At 59.9% G+C, this 26,668-nt stretch carries 24 protein-coding genes; 10 read left to right on the top strand and 14 right to left on the bottom strand.

The window, feature by feature from the left end; genetic code table 11:
* Positions 1-134: 134 nt before the first annotated feature.
* Positions 135-1,991 (top strand): SurA N-terminal domain-containing protein, encoded by a 1,857-nt coding sequence (locus ACIOU6_RS15020; RefSeq protein ID WP_401137476.1) that lies wholly within the window; start codon positions 135-137, stop codon positions 1,989-1,991.
* 300 nt (positions 1,992-2,291) lie between these two features.
* Positions 2,292-3,152 (top strand): DUF2242 domain-containing protein, encoded by an 861-nt coding sequence (locus tag ACIOU6_RS15015; protein WP_401137473.1) that lies wholly within the window; start codon positions 2,292-2,294, stop codon positions 3,150-3,152.
* A gap of 337 nt (positions 3,153-3,489) precedes the next feature.
* On the opposite strand, the gene ACIOU6_RS15010 is transcribed toward ACIOU6_RS15015, so the two are convergent.
* The gene (locus ACIOU6_RS15010) at positions 3,490-4,530 is read right to left on the bottom strand and encodes an AraC family transcriptional regulator (protein ID WP_221730448.1); all 1,041 of its coding nucleotides are present in this window, start codon (positions 4,528-4,530) and stop codon (positions 3,490-3,492) included.
* Positions 4,531-4,533: 3 nt separating this feature from the next.
* Complete coding sequence (locus ACIOU6_RS15005; protein WP_401137470.1) at positions 4,534-5,661, bottom strand: carbon-nitrogen hydrolase family protein; 1,128 nt, start codon at positions 5,659-5,661, stop codon at positions 4,534-4,536.
* Between the two features lie 207 nt (positions 5,662-5,868).
* Between ACIOU6_RS15005 and ACIOU6_RS15000 the strand changes: the two genes are divergently transcribed.
* Positions 5,869-7,908, top strand: coding sequence for an FAD-dependent oxidoreductase (locus ACIOU6_RS15000; protein ID WP_401137467.1), 2,040 nt, complete (start codon positions 5,869-5,871; stop codon positions 7,906-7,908).
* A 79-nt stretch (positions 7,909-7,987) separates the two neighbouring features.
* Positions 7,988-8,914, top strand: a complete 927-nt coding sequence (locus tag ACIOU6_RS14995) for a 1-aminocyclopropane-1-carboxylate deaminase/D-cysteine desulfhydrase (protein WP_221730445.1) — start codon at positions 7,988-7,990, stop codon at positions 8,912-8,914.
* Between the two features lie 3 nt (positions 8,915-8,917).
* On the opposite strand, the gene ACIOU6_RS14990 is transcribed toward ACIOU6_RS14995, so the two are convergent.
* From ACIOU6_RS14990 to ACIOU6_RS14980, 3 genes are all read right to left on the bottom strand, one after another.
* Positions 8,918-9,466 carry a cytochrome b gene (locus tag ACIOU6_RS14990; protein WP_221730444.1) on the bottom strand — a complete coding sequence of 183 codons (549 nt, stop codon included), beginning with the start codon at positions 9,464-9,466 and terminating at the stop codon, positions 8,918-8,920.
* 188 nt (positions 9,467-9,654) lie between these two features.
* On the bottom strand, positions 9,655-10,482 hold the full coding sequence (gene phnX, locus ACIOU6_RS14985) for a phosphonoacetaldehyde hydrolase (protein ID WP_401137463.1): 828 nt from the start codon (positions 10,480-10,482) through the stop codon (positions 9,655-9,657).
* A 137-nt stretch (positions 10,483-10,619) separates the two neighbouring features.
* Positions 10,620-11,729, bottom strand: coding sequence for a 2-aminoethylphosphonate--pyruvate transaminase (locus ACIOU6_RS14980; RefSeq protein ID WP_401137461.1), 1,110 nt, complete (start codon positions 11,727-11,729; stop codon positions 10,620-10,622).
* A 112-nt stretch (positions 11,730-11,841) separates the two neighbouring features.
* Between ACIOU6_RS14980 and ACIOU6_RS14975 the strand changes: the two genes are divergently transcribed.
* Positions 11,842-12,702, top strand: coding sequence for a LysR substrate-binding domain-containing protein (locus ACIOU6_RS14975; RefSeq protein ID WP_401137458.1), 861 nt, complete (start codon positions 11,842-11,844; stop codon positions 12,700-12,702).
* A 65-nt stretch (positions 12,703-12,767) separates the two neighbouring features.
* Here ACIOU6_RS14975 and ACIOU6_RS14970 read toward each other — a convergent pair whose 3' ends face one another.
* Positions 12,768-14,165 (bottom strand): type VI secretion system Vgr family protein, encoded by a 1,398-nt coding sequence (locus ACIOU6_RS14970; protein WP_401137456.1) that lies wholly within the window; start codon positions 14,163-14,165, stop codon positions 12,768-12,770.
* Positions 14,166-14,386: 221 nt separating this feature from the next.
* Between ACIOU6_RS14970 and ACIOU6_RS14965 the strand changes: the two genes are divergently transcribed.
* Complete coding sequence (locus ACIOU6_RS14965; protein ID WP_123529345.1) at positions 14,387-15,091, top strand: YebC/PmpR family DNA-binding transcriptional regulator; 705 nt, start codon at positions 14,387-14,389, stop codon at positions 15,089-15,091.
* A 58-nt stretch (positions 15,092-15,149) separates the two neighbouring features.
* Here the strand turns inward: ACIOU6_RS14965 and ACIOU6_RS14960 are convergent, their stop codons facing one another.
* The 4 genes from ACIOU6_RS14960 to ACIOU6_RS14945 form a co-directional block, all read right to left on the bottom strand.
* Positions 15,150-16,463: a protein kinase gene (locus tag ACIOU6_RS14960; protein WP_401137453.1), complete on the bottom strand. Its 1,314-nt coding sequence runs from the start codon at positions 16,461-16,463 to the stop codon at positions 15,150-15,152.
* A gap of 116 nt (positions 16,464-16,579) precedes the next feature.
* Positions 16,580-17,710, bottom strand: coding sequence for a cell division protein ZapE (gene zapE, locus ACIOU6_RS14955; RefSeq protein WP_401137451.1), 1,131 nt, complete (start codon positions 17,708-17,710; stop codon positions 16,580-16,582).
* A 176-nt stretch (positions 17,711-17,886) separates the two neighbouring features.
* Entirely contained in the window at positions 17,887-18,642 is a 756-nt protein-coding gene (locus ACIOU6_RS14950; protein WP_221730437.1) for an anti-sigma factor, read from the bottom strand.
* Positions 18,639-19,145 (bottom strand): sigma-70 family RNA polymerase sigma factor, encoded by a 507-nt coding sequence (locus ACIOU6_RS14945; RefSeq protein WP_221730436.1) that lies wholly within the window; start codon positions 19,143-19,145, stop codon positions 18,639-18,641. The genes ACIOU6_RS14950 and ACIOU6_RS14945 overlap by 4 nt, the downstream gene beginning before the upstream one ends.
* A 157-nt stretch (positions 19,146-19,302) precedes the next feature.
* Here ACIOU6_RS14945 and ACIOU6_RS14940 point away from each other — a divergent pair, with 157 nt between their 5' ends.
* Together ACIOU6_RS14940 and ACIOU6_RS14935 are read left to right on the top strand one after the other, a co-directional pair.
* On the top strand, positions 19,303-20,397 hold the full coding sequence (locus ACIOU6_RS14940) for a catalase family peroxidase (RefSeq protein WP_221730435.1): 1,095 nt from the start codon (positions 19,303-19,305) through the stop codon (positions 20,395-20,397).
* Entirely contained in the window at positions 20,394-20,939 is a 546-nt protein-coding gene (locus tag ACIOU6_RS14935) for a cytochrome b (RefSeq protein WP_401137447.1), read from the top strand. Before ACIOU6_RS14940 ends, ACIOU6_RS14935 begins: the two co-directional genes overlap by 4 nt.
* Positions 20,940-21,002: 63 nt before the next feature.
* Here ACIOU6_RS14935 and ACIOU6_RS14930 read toward each other — a convergent pair whose 3' ends face one another.
* Positions 21,003-22,172, bottom strand: a complete 1,170-nt coding sequence (locus ACIOU6_RS14930; RefSeq protein WP_221730433.1) for a M14-type cytosolic carboxypeptidase — start codon at positions 22,170-22,172, stop codon at positions 21,003-21,005.
* A gap of 97 nt (positions 22,173-22,269) precedes the next feature.
* Here ACIOU6_RS14930 and ACIOU6_RS14925 point away from each other — a divergent pair, with 97 nt between their 5' ends.
* On the top strand, positions 22,270-22,434 hold the full coding sequence (locus tag ACIOU6_RS14925; RefSeq protein ID WP_221730432.1) for a hypothetical protein: 165 nt from the start codon (positions 22,270-22,272) through the stop codon (positions 22,432-22,434).
* 218 nt (positions 22,435-22,652) lie between these two features.
* Here ACIOU6_RS14925 and ACIOU6_RS14920 read toward each other — a convergent pair whose 3' ends face one another.
* Entirely contained in the window at positions 22,653-22,991 is a 339-nt protein-coding gene (locus ACIOU6_RS14920; protein WP_401137443.1) for a DUF6124 family protein, read from the bottom strand.
* A gap of 130 nt (positions 22,992-23,121) precedes the next feature.
* Here ACIOU6_RS14920 and ACIOU6_RS14915 point away from each other — a divergent pair, with 130 nt between their 5' ends.
* On the top strand, positions 23,122-23,778 hold the full coding sequence (locus ACIOU6_RS14915) for a LexA family transcriptional regulator (RefSeq protein ID WP_221730430.1): 657 nt from the start codon (positions 23,122-23,124) through the stop codon (positions 23,776-23,778).
* 39 nt (positions 23,779-23,817) lie between these two features.
* On the opposite strand, the gene ACIOU6_RS14910 is transcribed toward ACIOU6_RS14915, so the two are convergent.
* Both ACIOU6_RS14910 and ACIOU6_RS14905 read right to left on the bottom strand, forming a co-directional pair.
* Positions 23,818-25,767, bottom strand: coding sequence for an acetyl/propionyl/methylcrotonyl-CoA carboxylase subunit alpha (locus tag ACIOU6_RS14910; protein WP_401137441.1), 1,950 nt, complete (start codon positions 25,765-25,767; stop codon positions 23,818-23,820).
* On the bottom strand, positions 25,767-26,582 hold the full coding sequence (locus ACIOU6_RS14905) for a gamma-carboxygeranoyl-CoA hydratase (protein WP_221730428.1): 816 nt from the start codon (positions 26,580-26,582) through the stop codon (positions 25,767-25,769). Before ACIOU6_RS14905 ends, ACIOU6_RS14910 begins: the two co-directional genes overlap by 1 nt.
* Between the last annotated feature and the right edge of the window lie 86 nt (positions 26,583-26,668).

Raw genomic sequence — 26,668 nt, 5'->3', positions numbered from 1 at the left:
GATCGACGCCTCGAGCCCTGTCCGCTCCGCCACATACCAGAAGCCGCAACCACGGCTGCGCCTTACTTCTATCCGGATTCTACCCACGCTCCACGCTTGCCTAATTTTGAAGTTCAACCGTTTCTGGGGGACGCATGCTGCAGAATATCAGGGACAATTCACAAGGCTGGATTGCCAAGACCATTATCGGAGTCATCGTTGCACTGATGGCTCTGACCGGTTTCGACGCCATTTTCAAGGCCACGACGCACTCTAACGAGGCGGCCAAGGTCAATGGTGAGGAAATCAGCCAGAACGAGCTGAGCCAGGCCGTTGACATGCAACGCCGTCAGCTGATGCAACAGCTGGGCAAGGATTTCGATGCTTCCTTGCTCGACGAAAAAATGCTGCGCGAGTCGGCTCTCAAGGGGCTGATTGATCGCAAGCTGCTGCTGCAAGGTGCCGAACAATCGAAATTCGCTTTCTCCGAAGCTGCTCTGGACCAAGTGATCTTGCAAACACCTGAATTTCAGGTGGACGGCAAGTTCAGCTCTGATCGTTTCGACCAGGTGATCCGTTCGCTGGGATACAGCCGTATGCAGTTCCGCCAGATGCTGGCTCAGGAAATGCTGATCGGCCAACTGCGAGCCGGTGTCGCTGGCAGCGGTTTCGTCACCGACGCTGAAGTGCTGGCATTCGCCCGTCTGGAGAAACAGACCCGCGATTTCGCCACCCTGAACGTCAAGTCCGATCCGGCTGCGATCAAGCTGACCGACGATGAGGTCAAGGCTTACTACGACGAACACGCCAAGGAATTCATGACCCCGGATCAAGTGGTCATCGATTACCTCGAGCTGAAGAAGTCTTCCTTCTTCGATCAGGTCGCCGTCAAGGACGAAGACCTGCAAGCGGCGTATCAGAAAGAGATCGCCAACCTGTCGGAACAACGTCGTGCGGCGCACATTCTGATTGAAGTGAACGACAAGACCACCGAAGCGCAGGCGAAGGCGAAAATCGAAGACATCCAGGCGCGTCTGGCCAAGGGCGAGAAGTTCGAAGCACTGGCCAAAGAGTTCTCGCAAGATCCGGGTTCAGCCAACAATGGCGGTGACCTGGGTTATGCAGGTCCTGGCGTTTACGATCCAGCTTTCGAGAAAGCCCTGTACGCCTTGTCCAAGGACCAGGTTTCCGGGCCGATTCGCACCGACTTCGGTTTCCACCTGATCAAGTTGTTGGGCGTGGAAGCACCTGAAGTGCCGACCCTTGCAAGCCTGAAAGACAAGCTGACCCGCCAACTGAAAGAGGCGCAAGTCGAGCAGCGTTTTGTCGAGGCGACCAAGCAACTGGAAGACACTGCGTTCGAGGCATCTGACCTGGCTCAGCCAGCGGCGGATCTGAAGCTGACCGTGCACACCTCCAAGCCGTTTGGCCGTGAGGGTGGCGAAGGTATTGCGGCCAACCGTGCCGTGGTCACTGCCGCGTTCAGTACTGAAGTGATCGATGAAGGCGCCAACAGCACTGCCATCGAACTGGATCCTGAAACCGTGGTCGTGCTGCGCTCCAAGGAGCACCTCAAGCCTGCGCAACTGCCTTTGGAAAGCGTGAGTGCGGCCATTCGTACACAACTGACCAAAGAGCACGCCAGCGCTGCTGCCAAAACCAAGGCCGAGAAGCTGATCGCTGATCTGCGCGATGGCAAGGCGGTTGATGGTCAGAGCTGGAAAACCACCGAAGCGGCCACCCGTGCTCAGGAAGGTGTTGATCCTGCTGTGCTGCAAGCGTTGTTCCGCATGCCGAAGCCGGCTGCCAAGGACAAGCCTACGTACAGCAGCGTGACCCTGCCGGACGGTAGCCTGATGATCGTTCGGCTGAACGGCGTCAACGAAGCGGCTGCACCGACTGATGAAGAGAAGGCTCAATACCGTCGCTTCCTCGCGTCTCGTGAAGGTCAGCAGGACTTCGCTGCGTATCGCAAGCAGTTGGAAGCCCAGGCAGAGATCAAGCGTTATTGATGTCTGACTGAGCGGCAAGACAAGAGCCCCGGCCTGACAGCCGGGGTTTTTTGTGTGCGCTGTTTGTTGGCAGTTCAGGCGACATAGCCTTTTCAGAGGCTCAACGAGCGACCTTCCCTGAGTCGTTTTCCTCACCGCTACCGCGAAGTCGCGGATTTTTATCGATGATTTATCGTTGCGGCTTTCTCCCGCAACTGAAGGGCGATAGCGTTGTAACTGTTTTAAGACACTAATCCATACGCCGCCGGGCCGCGATCTGTTGCACAATACGCCCCGGACTGTTTTCCCTCAGGATGTTCAATGTTGATTTCCACTCCCCTGCGTGTTGTCGGGTTGGCGCTGTTGTTGACCGCTGTTGCTGGCTGTTCGAAGGACAAGCCGATTTATGAGCATGAGAGCTTCGACGATTCCGGCACGTTTTCGCGTAACTATCCGGTAAGCGACACGGGCAGTTGCGAAGCGGCCCGTCGTGCCTTGCTCAGTCAGGGCTACATCATCACCAGCAGTGACCCGAAACTGGTCAGTGGCCACAAGAGCTTCCAGCAGACCGGTGAAACTCACCTGGAGATCAGTTTCAACGTGGTCTGCGCCGAAGATGGCAGTGGCAAGCACCATGCGACGGTGTTCGCCAACGCCCTGCAAGATCGCTACGCACTGAAGAAGACCAACAACTCGGCCAGTCTGGGTGTCGGTGTGCTGGGCTCCGTGTCTATGCCGATCGGCTCTTCGGACGATTCGATGGTCAAGGTTGCCAGCGAGACGGTGACCGCGCAAAAGTTCTACGAGCGTTTCTTTGCCCTGGTAGAACAGTTCCTGCCGGCAGAAACGAAGAAAGCGGCGCATATCGAAGAAAAGCCAAAGACGGATCTGGGCATGCCTGAGCCTAAAGCAGCTCTTGCCGCAGAACCTGCTCCTGCGCCCGCCGCTGAGCCTGTTCCTGCACCCACGCCAGCTCCAGCGGTTACCGCGCCGGCGCCAGTTGAAACCGTCCCGGTCAGTTCAGAGCCGGTTGTACCGCCAGCCGAGTCAACCCCGATTACCCCAGCGCCGAGTGCTGAACCGGTGGCGCCAGCCACGCAAACCATCACGCCACCCGCCAACCCGACGGACATCCCGCCGCCGTCCGAGCCGATTCCGGCGATGCCAGCCTCCGGCCAATAATTCGCCTACCGGAGCTCTGTGGGAGCAGGCTTGCTCGCGAATGCGGTTTGTCAGTCTGGATTTCCATCGACTGACACAACCTCTTCTCGAGCAAGCCCGCTTTTGTTTTATGGGCTGTCAAAAAAACTGCGATAAATTCCTGACCACCTGCTACGTTTTATTCATGAAGGCGCTGTTTCATTTTTCCTTCACACGGGCGCGCTATGCTCGGGACACTATCGAATAGAGCAGTAGGGGGATGACACAATGGACGACTATCAAGAAGAACTGCTCGAATTCCAGGCCTATGAACTGGATCAGCCCGAGCCGGCCGAAGACGCCACCGAGCTTTAAGGCTTCAAGCTGTTTTGCGATGACTGCGGCGAAATTCGCCCGGGGTTTGTCCGCTCCAGCGTTTGAACGCTCGCTGGAACGCTTCGGCTGAGGCAAAGCCCAGCAGGTAGGCGATTTCGCCGAACGCCAGTTCGGTGTCGCGGATGTAGGTCATCGCCAGATCACGGCGAGTGTCATTGAGGATCGCGCGAAACTGTGTGCCTTCTTCGGCCAGTTTGCGCCGCAAAGTCCAAGTAGGCAGCTTCAGGCGTGCCGCCACTTCTTCCAGGTCCGGTTCCCGGCCTCCACTGAGCAAAGGCCCGAGCAATTGCGTGATGCGTTCGCGCAGGCTGCGAGTGCGGGTCAGTTGTTCCAGTTCTCGTTCACACAGTTGCAGCAGGTGCCGCCAGGTGCTCGGGCAGTGCTGAGGGTTGCGCAGGGCGAGGCTGCTCAGGTTCAGGCGCAATTGATTGCGCTCGGCGCCGAACTGGATTGGGCAATCGCCCAGCACGCGGTAGGCGTCGTGGTAATCCGGCGCGTCGAATTCGATTTCGATGCGCTCGGCCTTGAGCACTTCGCCGCCGACACTGGATAGCTGATGCAGCCAGCCGGCGATGATTGAATCCACCACAAAGCGGTTATAGGCGTTGTATGGGCTGATTGAATAGAAACGCAGCCACGCGCCGTTGGCGTCCTCGTGGAAACTCGACTGGCCGCGGTAATTGGAGCCGTACAACGGTTCAAAACGGATCAGACATCGGGCCGCTTCGCGCACCGTGGGGGCCTGCGACGCTGTGACACCGGCCAATCCCGCCTGGCTCAGGCGACTGAGTTGGCCCATGCGCAAGCCCAACGCCGGATCTTCCGTCAATTGAATCGCGCTATAACCCAAACGCATATAACGCGGGATCGAAAGCCGTGCACCGGCCTCGGCCAATCGCGCCGCATCCAGACCGTACTGGTCCAACAACGGCAGTGGGTCGACGCCATGACTGCGCACGGCGTCGGCGAGGCTATGGACAAAGCCTACCGACAGATCCCCGAGGCGCATCGGCAGCGGCTTCATGGCTTACAACCAGATATTCAGCAAACATGCACCGCGTGCATCGCCTGCGGCAAACTGCTGACCGTTGCTGCTGAGGAAGCTCTGACCCGAACTCGCCTTGTCCCAGAATTGCCCACGCAGGAATACGCTCATCCCGGCAGTCGCCCGGCTGCTGGGCGGCTGCGCGGTCAGGGTCAGGCGATGCCAGGCTTGGCCTTCGCTGACTTCACCGGGTTTGAGGCTGACTGAACTCGGTGTACTCGAACCCTTATAGCCGCGCCACGGCTGATCCCATGCACCATGTCCGAGCACCTGCGCCGGCACCGCCACCAGTTGCGCGCTTTGTTCATCGAGTTTGCGGTAGTTGTCTGGATACCAACTGTCGCTGCCGATCAGCACGCCGAGGCGTCCGGCCGGGGTGTCAACGACGTTGATCGTCTGTTCACTGGCCTGGATGACGTCACGCTGGTCGAAGACCGGATGCATCTGGCGTTGCGGCTGGCCGAGGGGCACACCGTCGCGGCCAAAGACCACGCTGCTGTTGTAGAGCGCGCCGCTGCCGGGTTTGAGTTGGCCGTCGCGGATGCTCGGCTCAGGCAGCACGATGGAGCCAGCCACCAGGGTCACATGAAACTCTTTGGCCAGACCCCCGAACAGCGCCTGATAGTCTTTGGCCATGGCGCGCGATTTCATGCGCAGGTGAGCGTCGTCGAGACGGTCGCTACCCTTGGCGCTGAGCCAAGCCCTGGCGAACAGCAGCGGATTGCTCGCCGCCAGCCAGTTCATCGCTTCGGCAAGAGTCGGTGCCTGATACAACTCGTCTTTCTCGCCGCTGATCATCAGCCAGGTGCCGACATGTTCGGGCAGCACCACCACGGTTTTGTCATTCAACAAGCCCTGATCCTGCGCTTGCTGCAAATAAGCCGCAAGCTTGCGGTGCAGTCGCTCGGGGTTTTGATAGTCGGTAGGAAACAGCTCTGGCTGGATACCCAGCAAATTGCCACGGTCGGCAGGCGTGCCCTGATCGACCGCCAGTTTGATGCGCAAGTCCGACAGGTAATGCCCCGCAGGCCGGTCTGCCGCCCACATGGCATAGGTGGTGAGAACGGCCAAGATGGCCATGGAAAAAAACAGGTACAAAAGTTTGCGCATGAAAACCAACAACAGCCGGGTGCAGGGTGTGGCGACTAGGGTAGGGCCCATGGCGGGACTTGCCAAGGGCGCTGCGCATTTGGATCAATAAGTTGTCAGTTACGGTCATTGAGTGACAGCGATGCGACTCTTAGTCTGTCGAGCATGACTGATGGGGGACAAAGAGCTCCCGCAATTTTTCCGTGATTGCTCGTTGTGGAGTTACCGATGACCGCCGCTCATTACCCGCACCTGTTGGCCCCGCTGGACCTGGGATTCACCACGCTGCGCAACCGCACCCTGATGGGCTCGATGCACACGGGCCTTGAAGAAAAACCGGGCGGTTTCGAACGCATGGCGGCGTACTTCGCCGAGCGTGCCCGCGGCGGCGTCGGCCTGATGGTCACCGGCGGTATCGGCCCGAACGACGAGGGCGGCGTGTACTCCGGCGCAGCCAAGCTGACCACCGAGGAAGAAGCGCTCAAGCACCGCATCGTCACCCGCGCGGTGCACGAGGCGGGCGGCAAGATCTGCATGCAGATCCTCCACGCCGGACGTTATGCCTACAGCCCGAAACAGGTCGCGCCGAGTGCGATTCAGGCACCGATCAACCCGTTCAAGCCCAAAGAACTGGACGAGGAAGGCATCGAGAAGCAGATCAGCGACTTCGTCACCTGTTCGGTACTGGCGCAGTCGGCCGAGTATGACGGCGTTGAGATCATGGGGTCGGAAGGTTATTTCATTAACCAGTTCCTCGCCGCGCACACCAACCACCGCACTGACCGCTGGGGCGGCAGCTACGAAAACCGTATGCGCCTGCCGGTGGAAATCGTTCGCCGCGTGCGTGAAGCGGTCGGCCCGAACTTCATCATCATCTTCCGTCTGTCGATGCTCGATCTGGTCGAGGGCGGCAGTACCTGGGATGAAATCGTGACCCTGGCCAAAGCCATCGAGCAGGCGGGTGCGACCATCATCAACACCGGTATCGGTTGGCACGAAGCGCGGATTCCGACCATCGCCACTAAAGTCCCGCGTGCGGCGTTCAGCAAAGTCACGGCCAAGCTGCGTGGGTCGGTGAGCATTCCGCTGATCACCACCAACCGCATCAACACCCCGGAAATCGCCGAGCAGATCCTCGCCGAGGGCGACGCCGACATGGTCTCGATGGCCCGGCCGTTCCTCGCCGACCCGGACTTCGTCAACAAGGCCGCTGAAGGCCGTGCCGATGAAATCAACACCTGCATCGGCTGCAACCAGGCGTGCCTCGATCACACCTTCGGCGGCAAGCTCACCAGTTGCCTGGTCAACCCGCGTGCCTGCCACGAAACCGAGCTCAACTACCTGCCGGTGCAGCAGATCAAGAAGATCGCCGTGGTCGGTGCCGGGCCTGCCGGTCTGGCCGCCGCGACCGTGGCGGCCGAGCGCGGCCATCAGGTGACTCTGTTCGATTCGGCCAGCGAGATTGGCGGCCAGTTCAACATCGCCAAGCGCGTGCCGGGCAAGGAAGAGTTTTTCGAGACCCTGCGCTACTTCAAGCGCAAGCTGCAGACTACCCATGTCGAGGTGTGCCTGAACACCCGCGTCGATGTGGCAAAACTGGTGGACGGCGGTTACGACGAAATCATCCTCGCCACCGGTATTGCGCCGCGAGTGCCGGCGATTCCGGGGGTGGAGAACGCCAAGGTGCTGAGTTATCTGGATGTGATCCTCGAGCGTAAACCGGTCGGCAAGCGTGTGGCGGTGATCGGCGCGGGCGGGATCGGTTTCGACGTCTCGGAATTCCTTGTGCATGAAGGTGTGGCCACCAGCCTCGATCGAGCCGCGTTCTGGAAAGAATGGGGCATCGACACTCACCTTGAAGCCCGAGGTGGCGTGGCCGGCATCAAGGCGGCTCCGCACGCGCCGGCTCGCGAAGTGTTCCTGCTGCAACGCAAGAAAACCAAGGTGGGCGATGGCCTGGGCAAGACCACTGGCTGGATTCACCGTACCGGTTTGAAGAACAAGCAGGTGCAGATGCTCAATAGCGTCGAATACCTGAGCATTGATGACGAAGGTCTGCACATCCGCATCGGCGAAACCGGCGAGCCGCAAGTGCTGGCAGTGGACAACATTGTCATCTGCGCGGGACAGGACCCGCTGCGTGAGTTGCACGATGGCTTGGTGGCAGCAGGCCAGAATGTGCACCTGATCGGCGGCGCCGATGTGGCGGCGGAGCTGGATGCCAAACGCGCGATCAATCAGGGTTCACGCCTCGCCGCCGAACTCTAAGCAGGGCAAATTCCCCGCCCCCACTGGGGGAGTGTCTCTGGCTGCTAAGATGGCGGTTCTTGTTCTGGAACCGCCATTAATGCTTTTCCCCTCCAACGATTGGCTTGCTCAAGCCCCCCTCGAACGCCTCCAACTGGACTGGCTCAGTGCCGCGAATGTGGAAGTGGCGATCCTGCGTCTCGATCAGATCGATCCGCTGATCAGCGGCAACAAGTGGTTCAAACTCGTCGAGCACCTGAAAGCTGCCGATCTTGCCGGTGCCGAGGGCATCATTAGCCTTGGCGGGGCACATTCCAATCATCTGCACGCGTTGGCGGCGGCGGGCAAGCGTCTAGGCTTCAAAACGGTCGGGCTGTTGCGTGGCCATGCCCAGGAAACGCCCACCGTGAAGGATCTGCAAGCGTTCGGCATGCACTTGCACTGGCTGGGTTACGGCGGTTATCGGGCGCGGCATGAACCGGGATTCTGGCTGCCGTGGCAGGCGCAATATCCCACGCTGCATGCGGTGCCGGAGGGGGGCGGTGGATTAAGCGGCGCCCTCGGTTGCGTCGCGCTCAAAGCGCAGGCCAATGCGCAACTGAGCCATTTGGGCTGGAGCGATTTTCACGGCTGGTGGTTGGCTTGCGGCACAGGAACGACGCTGGCGGGACTGGTGCTGGCAGAGGCGGGCGAACGTCCGGTATACGGCGCATTGGCCGTGCCCGACGACCACGGCGTGGCACCACAAGTCGAAGCGATCATTCGCGAGGCCGGGCTGTGCAAGGCGCAATATGAGCTGCTGGACGCCAGCCGTGGCGGTTTCGCCAAGGTTGATCCGCCATTGCTTGGGTTCATCGAACAGACCGAACAGGTCAGCGGTGTGCCGTTGGAACCGCTGTACACCGGCAAGGCGTTGCTGGCGCTCAGGCAGCAAGTCGAAGCGGGCAGGTTCACCAGCGGCACGCGACTGATCTTCGTGCATACCGGTGGTTTGCAAGGACGGCGCGGATTTGCGGCCGCGCCGTGAGGTTCAGTTGCGTTTGGGCATCATCCGCACCAGCGTGTTATCGCGCACCACATAGTGGTGATAGATCCCCGCCAGCGCATGCAGCCCGATCAACCAGTAGCCAATCGTGGCGATGAGTACGTGCCAGTACTCCACCTGTTTGGCGAGTGCCTTGTCCTCATTTACCAGCAACGGCAGGTCAAAACCATAGAACATCACTTGATGCCCCTCGGCGCTGGTGATCAACCAGCCGAGAATCGGCATGCTGATCATGAACAGGTACAACGCCCAGTGCATCAGCCGCGCCAGCACGGTTTGCCATGGCGGCGAGGCCGGGAAGATTTTCGGTGCTGGGCCGACGCTGCGGGCCAGCAGACGGAACCACACCAGCACGAACACCGTCAGGCCGAGCATGTAGTGGGCTTCTTTGATCAGCGTGCGACCGCCGCTGCCTTTGGGGAAGATGCCGCGAAATTCCATGCTGGCGTACACCAGCACCAACAACACCAGCATCAGCCAGTGCAACATGACTGAGACGGTGCTGTAACGAGATTCGGAACTGGTCCACGGCATACGGTGTTTCCTCACAGATCAGGGGGCAAACGCACCGTTCTTGTATGACGGCATGTCTTAACTGTAATCCGCTTTGGCGGATTTGCCTGTTGCTGATCGGCGTTTCAATGCGCTGTGTCAGGAAGTGGTCAAAAAAAACGCCAAGGTCGGGACAGACACTGGCGTTTTCGTTTGCAGTAGGCGATGAATCAACTCGATTGCGGCATTTCACCCTTGGCCAGACGCTTGTTGATGTCGGCAATCACCTCGGGCAGATCCGTAATGGTGTCGATCATGTAGTGCGGGCGCGAACCTTCGAACAGTGCGTGGATGCGCTTTCGCTCGCTGGCCAGTTCATCGCTGCCCAGTGCGCGGAACCCCTCGTAGTCCAGACCCAGTGCGTTACCGGAGCAGATCAGCGCCACCGTCCACATCCCGGCACGCCGACCTTCGAGAATGCCCGGCACAGTGTCATCGATCTTCACACAAGCGCCGACGTCGTCGATGCCCAGCGCAATCACGTTGGCCAGTGCCTGGGCCGGCCATGGGCGGCCATTCGGCACTTCGTCAGTGGCGACGACGTGGTCGGCGACGTAGCCGTTGGTGGCGGCCAGTTCGACGACTTTGTCCATCACCTGCTTCGGATAACCGGAGCAGGAGCCGATTTTGATCCCTCGCTCGCGCAGGTGGGCGATGGTGTCCAGAGCGCCTGGGATCAGCGCCGAGTGTTCGGCGATCTTCTCGATCTGCAGCGGCATGAAACGGTTATAGATCGCGGTGACATCGTCGTCGGTCGGCGTGCGACCGAACACTTGGCGATAACGCTCGGCGACCTGTGGCTGATCGCACAGAGTGCGGATGTGATCCCACTTGCCCATGCCCATCGGGCCACGGGCTTCTTCGATGGAGACCTGAACGTCGAACTCGGCGAAGGCTTCGACGAAGATCTGAGTCGGCGCGAAAGAACCGAAGTCGACCACGGTGCCGGCCCAATCGAGGATGGCGGCTTGCAGCTTGTTTGGATTTACATAGTTCATGGCAAAAATTCCTGAGTTGGCAATGCGGTTCTTTGTGGGAGGGGCTTGCTCCCGAAGGCGGTGTGTCAGTCGACATCAATGCTGAATATTCAGCCGTTTTCGGGAGCAAGCCCCCACCCACAGGGATTTGTGGGGAATCAGATGTCGAGGACTTCCATCTCGCGCAACGCTTCACCGACTGCTGCGACGGCCTGGCGCATTTCGTCCGGGCTGACGTGGCCGATGCAGCCGACGCGGAAGGTTTCAACCTGGGTCAGTTTGCCGGGGTAGAGGATGTAGCCCTTGGCCTTGACCCGTTCGTAGAAGTCCTTGAACTGATAACGCGGATCGGTCGGCGCATGGAACGTGGCGATGATCGGTGCCTGAATCGCTGCCAGCAGAAAACTGCGTAAACCCAGCTTGCCCATCTCTTCCATCAGCGCCTGGCAGTTGGCCGCGTAGCGCGCATGCCGTGCCGGCAGGCCACCTTCTTCGTTGTATTGCCGCAGGGCTTCGTGCAGCGCCGCGACCACATGGGTGGGCGGGGTAAAGCGCCACTGGCCGGTCTTCTGCATATAGGTGTGCTGGTCGAACAGGTCCATCGCCAGCGAGTGCGAGTTACCGGCAGCAGCGGCCAGCGACTCTTTGCGAGCAAAGACGAAACCCATCCCCGGCACACCTTCCAGGCATTTGCCGGACGCGGCGATCAGCGCGTCGAACGGCACTGTCTGCGCATCCACCGGCAGCGCACCGAAGGAACTCATGGCGTCGATGATCAGGCGTTTGCCGTGTTGCGCGATAACGTCGGCAATTTCTGGCAGCGGATTGAGAATCCCGGTGCTGGTTTCGCAGTGGATCAGCGCGACGTGGGTGATGGCGTTGTCGGCAAGCAGCAGGCGGTCAACGTCGGCGGCCGTGGTCGGTTCGTCTTCAGCGGTTTTGAAGGTGCTGAACGAGCGGCCGAGCACCTCGCAGATTTTCGCCAGACGCTGGCCATAGGCACCGTTGATCAGCACCAGCACTTTGCCGTCACGCGGTACCAGCGTGCCGATGGCCGCTTCGACGGCAAATGTCCCGCTTCCTTGCAACGGCACACAGTGGTGGGTGGCGGCGCCGTTGAGGATCGCCAGCAGTTGTTCGCAAAGGATGGCGGTCAGTTGGTTGAAGCGGTCATCCCATGACCCCCAGTCGATCATCATCGCCTGACGGGTGCGGGCCGAAGTGGTCAACGGGCCGGGAGTCAGCAGGATGGGTTCGGCGATACTCATTGGTATGTCCTTGGATAGCGCTGTGGGGTGAAGCTACGGGGCATACGTTGCAATTCGCCGTTGCATCAATCAAATTGTTTGTTGTTATGCCAGCCATCAGTGAGGGTTATTCATGAACCTTTTTCAGCTACGAGCGTTCGACGCCGTAGCCCGGGAGGGCAGCTTCACCCGCGCCGCCGCGCGTTTGTTCATCAGTCAGCCGGCGGTCACCGGGCACATCAAAGCGCTGGAGGAGCACTACCAGATCACCCTCTTGCGGCGTACCGCGCGGCGCGTGGAATTGACCGAGGAGGGCACCAAACTCGCGGCGATCACCCGGGGGATGTTCGGCCTTGCCGAAGAAGCGCAGGCGATGCTGGAGGCCAACCGGCAGTTGCTGACCGGGCGCCTGGAAGTGGCGGCAGATGGGCCGCACATGGTCATGCCGATGTTGGCGAGTCTGCGGGCGCGGTATCCAGGGATCACGGTGAATTTGCGCTTGGGCAATGCGCAGGAAACGCTGGCAGCGCTGTTATCTGAGCACGCGGGCGTTGCAGTAATGACCGAAGTCGAACCGCGCAAAGGCTTGCATCTGCAAGCGCTGAGCGAGTCGCGGATATGCGCCCTGGTGCCCGCGGGCCATCCATGGGCGGCGCGGGCCGGGGAGGTGAAACTCAAAGCGCTGGATCAGGTGATCATGGTCTTGCGTGAGCCAGGTTCGATTACCCGGCGCACGTTTGATCAGGCTTGCGCGCAGGCGTCGATTCATCCACGGGTCTTGCTGGAACTGGACAGCCGCGAGGCGGTGACCGAAGCGGTCGCCGCAGAATTGGGAGTTGGTGTGGTGTCATCGGTGGAGGTTAGCCATGACCCTCGGGTGGTGGCCATTCCGATTGCCGGCGAAGGGCTGGGAAACCGGCACATGATTGGCTGCATGGAGCGGCGGCGGGAGCTGCGCTTGATTCAGGCGTTTTTTGGCTTGGCGCCGGCCTGACAGGTTCGCTTCAGGCCCCCAGCAGGAATTGTCGCAGGCTGCGACAACGCCAGCAGGGAGGACTGTCATGGCGCGGTGCTGTTGAGTAGCCAATCCAGTAAAAGGCTGCTGTCAGGCATCGGCGCTGTCTCGCGTGGCGGCGGACTGCGTCTGCTGTCGAGGCACAGGATTGGTCGGTCCGGATCGCTGTCGAGGAAGCTCACCCAGACTTCACTGCCAGCAGACGGCAGTTCATCCGCTGCCAGTCGTCTGTTGGCCCGGGTCATGGCTATGGGCAGCCACAGTGCGTCGGTTTCAGTGGTGTTCGGGTCTTGCGCAGGCCAGAGAATGACGGCGACGCGCCCCTGTTCATCGAGTTGCGCGGGTTGCCCCGACGCGCCAAGTATCTGCGCCAGATGAAAGCCTGCGACGCTCGGACGCGGTTCTTTGAGGGGCGGGCGATAGTCAGTTGACCAGGGCTGGGCGGTGAAGTCGTTGTAATAACGGTGCTGGGTCGGGGTTGTGTCAAGAATCGATGGGTGTTGCCCGTGATGGCGTATGGCAGTGATTCGCCATTGGTCGTTGAAGTTGCTGATCGGGTGCTCTGTCACTTGCAACAAGTGCCCACTGAGCAAACCGACGCAGTCGCTGCGGCCATTGATTGAGCGATGCTGGCAACGTTGTCGCTCCAGATGGCGGCGACTGCGTTGTTCGGCATGACGTTGTTCAAGCGACAACGTGGGCTGCGGCGCGATAGGCGAAGTCTGATTGGCTGCATCCTCGCCGAGAGCCTGTTGCCCTCGATTGCGCAAGGCGTGGAGCGTCGCAATGGGCGTGGCGTGATGATGCTGGTACAGCGCGCTGACGCAGGGCGAGGCTGTTTGCTCGTCGACGTTGAATGGCACCAATGCGGGTTCTTGCGGCAAGCTCAGGCTGTCATCGGCGAACACGACAACGTGACCGTCCACCCGGTGTTCGAAGTGATAGTGAATGCCTTCCTCTTCGCAAAGCCTGTGCAGCAGCGCCAGATCGCTTTCCTCGAACTGAATGCAGAACGGCCGCGTCGGGTACTGACCCACGGTCATTTCAATACGATAACTATTGCTCGGCAGGGCATTTTCAACGAACAACTGCTGGAGAATTTGCGGCACGCTCAGTTGTATAAACACGCGCCGTTTAATCGTTCGCGACAGTCTTTGCAGGTGTGGCACCAAGACAAGTCGATAGCCAATCCGATGCGTGCCACGGTGTTCGCAAGTGGCACTGTGGATCATGCCGTGGATCCCGTGATGGTCGTTCAGGCGCAGAAATGCCGGTTGCTGCAGCAGTGTACCCGGGGGCACGGCGGGTGCCAGGCCGATCAGGTCGATGTCGAAACGGTAGGTCTGGTTGAGCGCTTCCTCGCCTTGAAAACGCAGCACTGGCAGGCATAACCCGCTGTCGGTCAGGGTGAGGGTGAGCGGACTTTCCTTGTCATTGAGCATTCGAACAGGCTCTGTCAGGCAATACGGGCCTCAGAGGGTACGAAACCCCAGCGTTGAATGGTTATGTCAAAGGGGTTTTTCAGAATCCCCCTACAAGGTCTGGTGAATAAGTCGATTCCACATTGGATTTTTTTGGTCGATTGCCGACTTTAGGCCGTATAAACTTGGCGCCACGCGTCGGCCAATAGATGTCTCGGCGCCACAGATCAAGAGAGTGAGTAATGGGCGCACAGTGGAAGGTTAAACACAAAGAAGCGGCAGCCAACGCCAAGGGCAAAATCTTCGGCAAACTGGTGAAAGAAATCACCATTGCTGCCCGCAACGGTGCCGATACCGCCACCAACGCACACCTGCGTCTGGTGGTCGAACAGGCCAAGAAAGCCTCGATGCCGAAAGAAACCCTGGATCGCGCAATCAAGAAAGGCGCGGGCCTGCTGGGTGAAACCGTGCAATACCATCGCGTGACTTATGAAGGCTTCGCGCCGCACCAGGTACCGCTGATCGTCGAGTGCGTGACCGACAACATCAACCGCACCGTCGCGGAAATCCGTGTGGCGTTCCGTAAGGGTCAACTGGGCGCTTCCGGCTCCGTTGCCTGGGACTTCAACCATGTGGGCATGATCGAAGCATCGCCGGACACCCCGGACGCTGATCCGGAAATGGCTGCCATCGAAGCCGGTGCCCAGGATTTTGAACCGGGTGAAGACGGCGCAACCCTGTTCCTGACCGATCCGACCGACCTCGACTCCGTGCAGAAAGCCCTGCCGGAGCAAGGCTTCACCGTGTTGTCGGCCAAGCTTGGCTACCAGCCGAAGAACCCGGTCAGCGGTTTGAGCGATGAGCAGATGGCTGAGGTTGAAGCGTTCCTGGAAGGCCTCGACAACCATGACGACGTACAGGATATGTTTGTCGGTCTGGCGGGCTGATTCGTTTTACCGGTAACGCGGTCAATCGCGGGCAAGCCCGTGATTGACCGCGTTGCGGTCACTGCTTGTCCAGTACCGCAATCACTTCACTGAACCCCGGCCGCCCCAGCACATCGGCCTGACAGCAGCGCCGCTGCAAATCCTCCAGCACCCCACGCCGCTCATCACTCAACCCCGAGTCGATCCGCGCGAGCAGTTCCCCGAGCAAAACCCCGAACGCACGCACTTCGATGCGTTGCAGTGATCGTGTCTCCAGATTGTCCGTGGTGGCATGGAAGGACGCCGCGCCGAAATCTCCCAGCAAACAATCGCCCTCGTCGTTCAACAGAATGTTGTGCCCGTAGAGGTCGCCGTGGGTGATGCCCTGTTGATGCAGATGTTCGGCCGCCGACGCGATGCCCTTGGCAATCCTTAGCGCAACGTCGGCCGTGAAGCGGCAATCTTCGGCGTAAACGTCCCGTGAGCAGGACGCCAGGCTCGGCAATGCCGCCAGATTGCGAAAGCTCGGATCAATCAATTGCATCACCAGCCCTTGCTGGCCTTCGGGATGGCCATCGATACGACCTTCAACCCGGATCAGATTCGGGTGCAGTCCGGCCGTGATGCAGGCGTTCATTTCATGCAGCGGCGAGCCATCGCTGGTCATTTCACCTTTGTATAACTTCACGGCGACCGGCTTCAGTGAGCCCTCGGCTTGCTGCCAGGTCGCCCGGGAAATCACCCCCGAAGCGCCTTCGCCCAGTTGCTGCTCCAGGCGCAGTGTTGACCAGTCAATCTGCGGTGTGGCTTGGAGGGCGGCGGCGTCGGCTTCGGTTTCCAGTGGATTACCGGCATAGGCCAGCCACGTCAGGCTCGGCAACGCCAGCAGAAAGGGTGGCAATTGGCTCAGGCGGTTGGCGGCGATGCGGATCAGCTCCAGCCGATGGCAGTTACCCAGAGACGCGGGTAGCGATTGCAGGCGATTGCCCGCCAGCATGAGTTTTTGCAGGTCAGGACGTTCGCCCAGTTCGCTCGGCAGGGTTTCGATGCAGTTGTCGGTCAGGATCAGCCAGCGCAGCCGCGTTGGCAGGGCGGCACCCGGCACATCGACGATGCGGTTGGCTTTAAAACCGATCATCGTCAACGCGGCGCATTGGCCGAGGCAGGCGGGCAGCTCGGTGAACTGATTGTCGGAGCAGAACAGTACGCGCATCCGAGTCAGCCGATGCAAATCATCCGGCAGACTGCTCAAGGCGTTGCCGCTGAGGTTGAGCACCTCGAGGGTGTCGGCCAGATCAAAGATCTGCGGCGGGAACTCGGTCAGCCCGCAGGACAGATCCAGCCGCGTGATGCCCGACAATTCGCCGGCGCGCAATTGAGCAAGGGTATGCATAAAGGTCTTCGCAATAGAGGAGTCGCAAGGAATGGGCGACATGATAACGGCAGATTCAACACTGTCGAATTCTTCCGCTGCACTGCGATCGCGCTTTCGCAGGGGAACTCGGCTTGTCAGGTAATGGGGCGGACTTCCTGCAACTGCCCCAACCGGCTCCGCGTGCGGGCCAGGTCAATGGCATTGCCGCCCAGACTCTCAAACAGCGGCAGTTGACCGAGCAGGGTCAAGCATTTGTCCTGATCGTAGAGCACGTCGATCAGATTGATGAAACGCTGTTGCGCGGCGAACGAGCATTCAGCCAGTGCCGGCAGATCATCAATGACCCAGTGGTCGAAACGCCGACAAAGCTCCAGATAATCCATCACCGCCGTCGGCTGTTCGCACAGATCACTGAAGGTAAAACCGACCCGCTGACTCTCGCACAACCGTGCCTGCAATTGCCGGGTGCCGACCGCTAGGGCGAGAGCTGGAGCATCGTGCGGTGGCAGGTTCAGGATGTGGCGCTGAGCTGGCGTGGCCGGCCACACATAGTGACCTTGCGTGAACAATTGATGCGCGTGGTTGCGCGCCTGGCTTCGGTAATCGTGCGGCCCGCCGACTTCCATGACCTGCATGCGTGAGTTGATCAGTTCGATGACGGGTTTGAAGCGGGCGTGATAGAGCGGGTTGGGCAGCAAGCCCTCAGGCGGGTAGTTCGAGGTCACCAACAGCACAATCGCGCGCTGGAACAACGCCTTGAACAACCGGTTGATCAGCATCGCGTCGCCGATGTCATGCACATGAAACTCGTCGAAACACAGCACCCGGCAGTCTTGCAGCAGTTCATCGAGCGTGAGGGCGAGGGCATCGCCCTGTTCGCGATGGCGGAACATGCCCTGATGCAGATGAGCAAAGAACTCATGGAAATGCAGCCGCCGTTTCTGCGTGATCGGCAGCGCCTGAAAAAAACCCTCCAGCAGCCAGCTCTTGCCGCGTCCAACGGCGCCGTACAGATACAGACTCGGCGGGGTGTGTGATTCTGCGCCGAACAGCAGACTGGCCTGCTGCGCCAGACAATCGATCACGCGCTGCTGGCTGTGGCTGAGGGTGTAACCCTGGCTGTGGGCCTTGTGCCGGAAGTAGTCGCGGATCGACTGGGCACTGGCGTCATGGCCAGCTCCGGCGGGCAGGCGTTTACCGAACCAGCGGCGTAACACTGGCCAGCGCTGGATCAATCGCGTTCGTTTTGGCGGTCGGGCGGGCACTTTGTGGTGACTCCGTGTTCGTCAAACCGGCTCCCCGGAGCGCGGCGGCGTAGTGTAACCACACGCAGAGCGCGTCTTCTACTGCAGCCGCTCGAGAGTGGGCGGCCATTGAACACAAATGTGCGTCCGGGCCCGCTGTATTGGTCGCGTCCGTTCCCACAGGGTTATTTCGCGTTTCACAATGGCAGGGATTGCTTGAGCAGTGGGGCGACCGGCGTATCAACCGGGCTGACCATCGCATAGTTATACCCGTGCCCGGACCAGTATTCGGCCTGCAGATCCCCATCGTTGCGGCTGCCACGCGGCAGAAAGGTATTTTTAGGTCCCGGTGGTCGCACATAAAAACTGACTTTGTGCCCACCTCCATCCTCATACATCACCATCGCCGCCGGGCCTTCGTCGGTGCTGAGCAACCGTCCGCTGACCGGTTCAAACCCGGCAGCCTTGAGATCCGGCAAGCGACTCGCCTGAGTGAAATAGCGGTCGAGCCAGCGCTGCATGTCGCCGTTACTGTCGACCTTGTAATCGGCCGGGAGCATTCCCTGCTGGGCAATCAAGCGATAGGCCTGCAAGGCGTCGGTCATTGGTAATGCCGAGGCGCGCACGAGGGTCATTTCTCGCGCTTGCCAACCACTGAAACCACCCACACTGACGGCGATCAGCAACACGGCGGCGCTGGCCAGGTGTCGACGTGACTGACGTTTGCGGCGCTGGCGAATCAGTGCCGGGTCAAGCTCCGGATTGGCCGGCTGCTGCAACGCGCCCCCCAGTGCCGCACGTAATTGCTGGGCGTCGCGTTGCCAGGCGCGAACCTGCGCGGCTTGGTCTGGGTGATTCGCCAGCCAGGTGTCCAGCACACGCCGGTCGGCGTCGCTGAGTTGGTGGTCGACGTAGGCGTGCAGGTCATGCTCGCTGGGAGGCAGGCTGATCATTTGAGTATCCGCAAAGAAGGGCTGCTGATTTCACCATCGCTGAGTTGGCGCAAGGCCTGGCGCGCGCGGGACAGGCGCGACATCACGGTGCCGATCGGGGCGCCAAGGATCTCGGCGACCTCCTTGTAGGAAAGGCCTTCAACCGAGACCATCAGCAGTAGCGCGCGCTGTTCGGTGGGCAATCTATCAAAGGCTTGCAGTGTCGATTGGGCGATGACGGTGCGCTCAACCGAAGGTTCGGCATCGTCGCGCCCGGTGAAAAACTCGAGCATCCGCGCATAGCGTCGGGCGCGGCGATGCGCATCGAGAAACTGTCGGTAGAGGATCGCAAACAGCCAGGCGCGCAGATCACCGTCGACGCGTTTGCCGCCCCAACTCGACAAGGCCCGCTCCAGGCTTGCCTGCACCAGATCGTCGGCGCTGCTGCTATTGCGCGTCAACGACACTGCGAAACGCCGCAATCCGGGAATGATTTCTCTCAATTGTTCGTCGAATTCGCTCATGAAATTCTGCTGGTTACTACGCTGTGGACTAGGGAGACGTCCGCCGTTGGAGGTTATTCCACGTTCGGAAAAATAAATACCGGACTGTGGAATAAATCCAGACGGGGTGCGTCTTGCTGACTCTTCCTACTTGTGGCCGATGGTCCTGGAGTTATTCATGGTTGATCGCACTTCACCCTCAGGCGGGCCGCAGCGCCCGCCACTGAGTGCCGCGAGCCTGGTACTGCGTCTTGGCGGCATTGCCGTGGTAGTCGCCGCAGTGGCCGGGGCGTTTGCCTACGTTCACGGCACCTTTGACCCACAACGCCTGACGCCAAAGGCGCTGGTCGATGTGCTGGAGAAAAACAACGGCGTGCATCCCGGATTCCGTCGCAATCATGCCAAAGGTGTGTGTGTGATCGGGCATTTCGAGAGCAGTGGCGAGGCGCGGGTGTTCTCGGCTGCGCAAGTGTTCAACGAGCCGCGCACCCCGGTGGTGGGGCGTTTTGCGTTGCCGGCGGGTAATCCCTATGCGCCGGACAGCAGCGTGCCGATTCGCAGTCTGGCGCTGCGCTTCACCCAGGCCAATGGTCAGCAGTGGCGCACCGGGATGAACAGCATGCCGGTGTTCCCGGTGGGCACGCCTGAGGCGTTCTATCAGTTGCAGCAGGCGCAGTCGCCGGATCCGGCCACGGGCAAACCTGACCCAAGCAAGGTGCCGGCGTTCTTCGCCGCGCACCCGGAAGCTGTGCCGTTTCTGACTTGGGTGAAGACCGCGAAGCCATCGGCCAGTTACGCCACCGAAACCTATAACAGCGTCAATGCGTTCTATCTGGTGGACGCCAGCGGGAAGAAGCAGGCTGTGCGCTGGAGCATGACGCCATTGGCTAAAGACGCGGCGGGTGACAGCGCACCCGAGGGCGGTGACTTTCTGGAAAGGGATCTGGTGCAACGGCTTGCCGCTGCACCGTTGCGTTTTCAGTTGAATATCACGTTGGCTAACGCCGGTGACCCGGTGAACGACGCCAGCAAGGCTTGGCCCGAAGGGCGCAAGGTTGTGAACGCCGGCACCCTGGTGCTGGAAAAGACTCAGCCGCAACTGAGCGGTGAGTGCCGCGACATCAATTACGACCCGCTGGTGTTGCCGGCCGGGATTCAAGGCTCCGACGACCCGTTGCTCGCGGCCCGTTCCGCCGGTTACGCCAATTCCTATCTGCGTCGCACCCGCGAAGTCAGCCAGTTGCCCGCCGCCAAACAGGAGGCTCGTCCATGAGCGCTCAACCGACTCATTTCGCGCTGTTGGCGCGCCTGCTGCATTGGCTGATGGCGCTGATGATCATCGCGATGCTGTTTATTGGTGCCGGCATGGTCACCTCGGTCTCCGAACGGCATGAATGGCTGATCCACCTGCACAAGCCCTTGGGCATCGCGATTCTGTTGCTGGTGATCGTGCGTCTGTTGGTGCGTTTTTCCACACGCCAGCCGCCGCTGCCGGAGGATCTACCGGGCTGGCAGGTGATAGCTGCGAAGGCCTCGCATGTGTTGCTTTATGCGTTGATGCTGGTACTGCCACTGCTCGGTTGGGCGATGATCAGCGCCTCGGGCGAGCCGGTGATGCTCAGCGCGTCGCTGCAATTGCCGTCGATTGTCCCGGCCGATGCGCAGTTGTTTGCGTTGCTGCGCAGGGCCCATGGTTATCTGGCTTATCTGCTGTTTTTGACGGTGCTGGTGCACTTGGCGGCGGCGTTGTTCCATGGCTGGGTGCGCCGCGACGAAGTGCTGGACAGCATGTTGCGCGGTCGCAATCGCGGTTAGCTGACCGCAATGGCGCATTGTGACGATGCGCCATTTTTCAGGGGCAGCTACCCAATCTTTTGGTCAGGCGAGGGAGAGTGGATCGCGCAGGGTATCGACCATGCTGGCAATGGTCGTCAGCACGTCTTTGCCTAGCTGGCTGGAGCGTTTGCCCGACCAGCCGGTTTGCGGGTTCGGCGCGTCGTCGTGATCCTTGAACGGCATTTCCAGGGTCAGTGACAGGCAATCGTACTGTTGGCCAACGCTGTTGCACGCCAGGGTCATGTTGGCTTGGCCCGGTTCGTCACGGGTGTAGCCGTATTTGGTCTGGAAGTCTTTGGTGGTGTGTTTCAGATGGCTGCGGAAATGTTCTTCGAGTTTCTCCAGCCGCGGCGTATAACCCGGATTACCTTCGCAGCCGGCGGTGAAGACATGAGGGATTTCCTCATCGCCGTGTACGTCGAGAAACAGATCGACGCCGTACTTTTCCATCTGCTGCTGCACGAAAAGGACTTCAGGGCTGATTTCCTGACTGGCGCTCTGCCAGGCACGGTTCAAGTCTTGTCCCATGGCGTTGGTGCGCAGATGCCCATGGAAGGCGCCGTCCGGGTTCATGTTTGGCACCAGGTACAGATCGGCACTGGCGAGCAGTTTATTCAGCACCGGATCGTCGTGTCTTTCCAGGCGTTCGATCACCCCTTCCATGAACCACTCGGCCATGTGCTCGCCCGGGTGTTGCTGGGCGATGATCCAGATTTTGCGCTGACCTTGCGCGCCGCTGCCTTTGCGCAGTAACTGAATATCGCGGCCCTCGACACTTTTACCTGTCGCCAGCAACTCGGTGCCGGCCTTGGTCAGCGCTTGTTCGATCAACCAGTCGTGGCGGCCGCGGCTGTAGGGTTCGAAATAGGCGAACCAGGCGTGAGTCTGGGTGGCTTCGAGGCAGAAACGCAGGCAGTCGCCTTCGAAAATGGTGGGTACACGGAACCAGTTGACGTGATCGTAGGAGGCTACGGCCTGATAACCATCCCAGGCTTTGTTGTACGAAGATTGGCTGGCGTTGTTGAGGCGAAACCAGTGTTCCTGGCCGACATGAAGACCACTGGCCTTGAAGTGGAACCACTGAAAGTGGGCGCTTCGGGTGTCCGGGCGGATGGCCAGAACCGGATTGAGCGGATTACTGATGTCGATGACTTGAATATTGCCGCTGTCGAAGTTGGCACTGATGTCGAACGAAGATTTGGCCACGGTCATAATCGATTCCTGAATATGATTTTTATGGTGGCTACTTTACACGCAAGACAGAGATGAAACCGAGGGGAAATGCGGGTGCGTGGCGGGGGCGTCCTCCATGACGCTCATGCAGCTTAGAGGCTATGCGATTGATTCTCAAGCGCTAATTGCTATTAGTTTGCCCCAATGTGCTCGGGCTTCGTTTGCCAAGCAATACTCTTTTGATACTATCCGCGTCATCGAATTTGCAGCACTTAAAGACTTCATTAGCCTGAAGCCATAAGCCCGAAAAACGGGTAAAAAAAAGACCCGGCAAAAAGCCGGGTCAAAAACCGTGATTAGCCTGATGAGGAGATAGTCCAGAAGACCGACCTAAGGTCTCTGGTCCATCGACTGATCTCGCGACCAGCTGCTTGCAATAATAATCATTATCATTTGCAAGTCAAATGTTTTTATTGGCGTGATTGGAAAATTCTTTCCCGCGCCACCGGCCCCCGTTCCTCAGACTTCTTCGCCATCGAGCGAGTGGTCGACCATCGCCCGCGCCATATCCACCATGTGCACCACTGAAAAGGCCAGGTCGCGATTCGCGCCTTGCAGGTTTTCCGCTGCCTTGAAAGCAGTGGCGGCCGCGCAGCGCAAGAGATCAGAGGCATGCACCAAGGCTTCTTCGCCACTGAGATGCCGTTTGACATCGAAAAAACGCTCATCGACCTCGGGTTCTGACACAGCTGGTTTCAAGTAGTAATCCAAGGCTCGCTGCGCCGCGGCGTTGCCTTGCGGCGAAGTAAACGTGGTGTCCATTTGCAGATCGGGCAAGTCTTTGCTGCTGATATTCATGATGAGAGGCCGCTCCTTGTTCGATTGAAAATCCGTGCCTTCAGGATAGTACGATGTGTAGTTGTGACCATAATTTAAATACTACAATATGTGTTTTGTTGGCTGGAGGTGTCCGAGTAAGGTGCCGCACATGGATAAATGGATTGAGTTGGTCAAGGCCAAGATGAGTGAGCTCAAAATCACTCAAACAGAGCTCGGAGAGCGTGTCGGCATGTCCCAGGGGGGCATCGGTCATTGGCTGAACAAACGTCGCGAACCCGGTATCACGGAAATGAACCGCGTGCTGCAAGCGCTCGGCATGGATTTCCTTGAAGTGGTGCTGGTGATTCGTGAGCCGCAGGTGACGCCGGATGACGAGATGCCGCTGGCGCAGAAGTACAACCCGTACTTTCGTTACCCGGTCAGCGACTGGAAGACACCCTGCGAGGTGCGCGAGAACGAACCCGTCTACGTCCCGGCATCAGCCCGCCAGCGATTCGCACTCACGGATTATCATGCCCGTGGCGCGGCGTTCTGGCTGACGGTGGTGGGCAATTCGATGACCGCTCCCAGCGGTCAGAGCATTGCCGAAGGCATGCTCATTCTGGTGGATCCAGAGGTGGAGGCAGCGCCCGGTAAACTGGTGATTGCCCAGTGGACGGACAGCGATGAAGCGATTTTTCGCAAGCTCGACGAAGAGGGCGGCCAGCGTTACCTGGTGCCGCTCAATCCGACTTGGCCGAAAGCCCTGTTTACCGATGAATGTCGAATCATCGGCGTCGTGGTTCAGGCAACGGCGCGTTTCTAGTCAGATCGATCCTCGCCAGGTGCAGGATCGATCCTTCATTCACGCTTCTTCCAGTTCAACCAAAGCGCTGCCTTCGCCGACCATTTCGCCTTCCTGGCAATACAGCGCTTTGATCACCCCGGCATGTGGCGCGCGGATGCTGTGTTCCATCTTCATGGCTTCCAGCACCACCAGTTGCGCACCGGCCTCGACCTTCTGCCCGGCCTCGACCAATACCCGTACGATGCTGCCGTTCATTGGCGCAGTCAGGCCGCCCTGATGAGTGTGACTGGCTTCGACCGCGCTGATCGGGTCGTACGCCTCGATACGCCGCAACTCGCCATCCCAACGCAGATACAGCGAATCTCCCTGACGAATAGCGCGCAACGTGCGACGTACGCCGTCTTGCTCAACCACCAGTGCCTCGCCCGAGAGTGTGGCGTTGCCACCTGAACTCAGCGTCAGCGCTCGATCCTGGCCCTCACAGCTCAAGTGCAGGGTGATTTCCTTTGGCAGGCCGGCGCGCAAGCCGCTGTTAAGCGACCACGGCGAAGAAGGATCGTCCGCCCGCAAAACACTCGGCAGACTCTGCGCGAACGCCTGCGCCGCTGCATCCCAGAACGCATCGCTCAACTCGCCCGGTGCCGGCAGTAGTTGCTCCTGATAACGCGCAATAAACCCGGTATCCAGTTCTGCTGCCGCAAACGCCGGGTGAGCGATGATGCGTCGCAAGAAGTTGATGTTGGTCTTCAATCCGCCAATGGCGAATTCGTCGAGCATGCTCAACAAACGCAGGCGCGCCTGTTCACGATCCTCGCCCCAGGCAATCAACTTGCCGAGCATCGGGTCATAGAACGGCGAAATTTCATCACCTTCTTCAACGCCGCTATCAACCCGGCGCCCTGGACCTTCAATCGATTCGCGATACAGCGCCAGGCGCCCGGTCGCCGGCAAGAACTCATTCGCAGGGTCTTCGGCATACAACCTAACCTCAATCGCATGGCCATTAAGCGGCACTTGATCCTGCGTGATCGGCAGCGTTTCACCACGGGCAACGCGGATCTGCCAGGCCACCAGATCGAGACCGGTAATCGCCTCGGTCACCGGGTGCTCAACCTGCAGCCGGGTGTTCATCTCCATGAAGAAGAATTCGCCGCGTGCGTCGAGCAAAAACTCCACCGTCCCCGCGCCGACATAGCCGATGGCCTGTGCCGAACGCACCGCCGCTTCACCCATGGCCTTGCGCAGTGTCGGCGACAGGCCCGGTGCCGGGGCCTCTTCGACCACTTTCTGGTGGCGGCGCTGAATCGAACAGTCACGCTCATTGAGGTACAGGCAATGGCCGTGCTGATCGGCAAACACCTGGATTTCCACATGACGCGGTTTGAGCAGGTATTTCTCCACCAGCATCCGCGAGTCGCCGAATGACGACTGTGCCTCACGCTGAGCGGAGGCGAGGGCTTCGGCCAGTTGACTGACGTCCTCAACCACTTTCATGCCTTTGCCGCCGCCACCGGCCGTGGCCTTGAGCAACACCGGGTAACCGATGCGTTCGCAGGCGTCACGGAAGGTGTCGATATCCTGTGCTTCGCCGTGATAACCCGGCACCAGCGGTACACCGGCGGTTTCCATGAGCGCTTTGGCGGCTGATTTGCTGCCCATGGCGTCGATGGCCGAAGCCGGTGGACCTAGAAATATCAGGCCTGCCGCTTCGATAGCGCGAGCGAAACCAGCGTTTTCGGAAAGAAAACCATAACCCGGATGAATCGCTTGAGCGCCGCTGGCCTTGGCCGCCGCGATCAGTTTGTCGATTTGCAGATAACTGTCAGCCGCTTTGCTACCACCGAGATCAACACGGATATCCGCTTCTCGGCTGTGCCGCGCTTCACGGTCGGTAGCGCTGTGCACAGCGACGGTGGTCAGGCCCAAGGCTTTGGCGGTGCGCATGACCCGGCAAGCGATTTCGCCACGGTTGGCCACCAGCAGGGTGGTGAGAACAGGTGCGCTCATCAACGCGGCTCCTTGGTGGTGGTTGCGGCTTGCCAGTTCGGCGGACGTTTTTGCAGGAAGGCACGCAAGCCTTCCTGGCCTTCGGGGCTGACGCGGATGCGCGCGATGGCGTTTTCGGTGTAGCGGCGCAGGGCCGGGGTCAGCGCACCGTTGCCGACTTCGCGCAGCAGATCTTTACTGGCGCGCAGCGCAGCGGGGCTGTTGAGCAGCAGGTTGTCGATCCATTGCTCAACCTGTTGCTCCAACTCAACGGCCGGATAGCTCTCGGACAATAAACCGAGTTCTCGCGCTCGCTGGCCGCCAAAACGCTCGGCAGTCAGGGCATAACGACGTGCTGCGCGTTGACCGATGGCTTGCACCACGAACGGACTGATCACTGCCGGCGCCAGACCGATGCGTACCTCCGACAGGCAGAACTGCGCATCATCGGCGCCGATGGCCATGTCGCAGCAACTGATCAGGCCCAATGCGCCACCGAACGCCGCGCCTTGCACCACGGCCAGCGTCGGGATTTTCAGTTTGGCGAGGTTGTACATCAGCTCCGCCAACTCGCGGGCGTCGTCCAGGTTGGTGTGGTAGTCGAGTTCCGCCGATTGCTGCATCCAGGCCAGATCGGCGCCGGCGCTGAAGTGCCGGCCACGGCCGCGCAGCAGCAGGAAGCGCAGGCTGGCATCGCTGGCAACCTTGTCGAGGGCCAGGATCAGTTCGCGGATCATCTCGGCATTGAAGGCGTTGTTCTTTTCTGCGCGGTTGAGCCACAGCGTCGCGAAACCCCGTGGGTCACTGTGCAGTTCGAGGGTGTTGAAATCGCTCATATTCGTCCGTCTCCACGGTCCTTGTGGGAGAGGGTTTGCTTGCGAAGGCGTCTATTGAGGTACATCCATAGTGGATGTGCCGCCGT

Origin of the sequence: Pseudomonas sp. NPDC087615 (assembly GCF_044743445.1) — a bacterium.
In the GTDB taxonomy this organism is placed as follows: Bacteria; Pseudomonadota; Gammaproteobacteria; order Pseudomonadales; family Pseudomonadaceae; genus Aquipseudomonas; species Aquipseudomonas baetica_A.
This window is presented reverse-complemented; position numbering and strand designations above follow the sequence as displayed.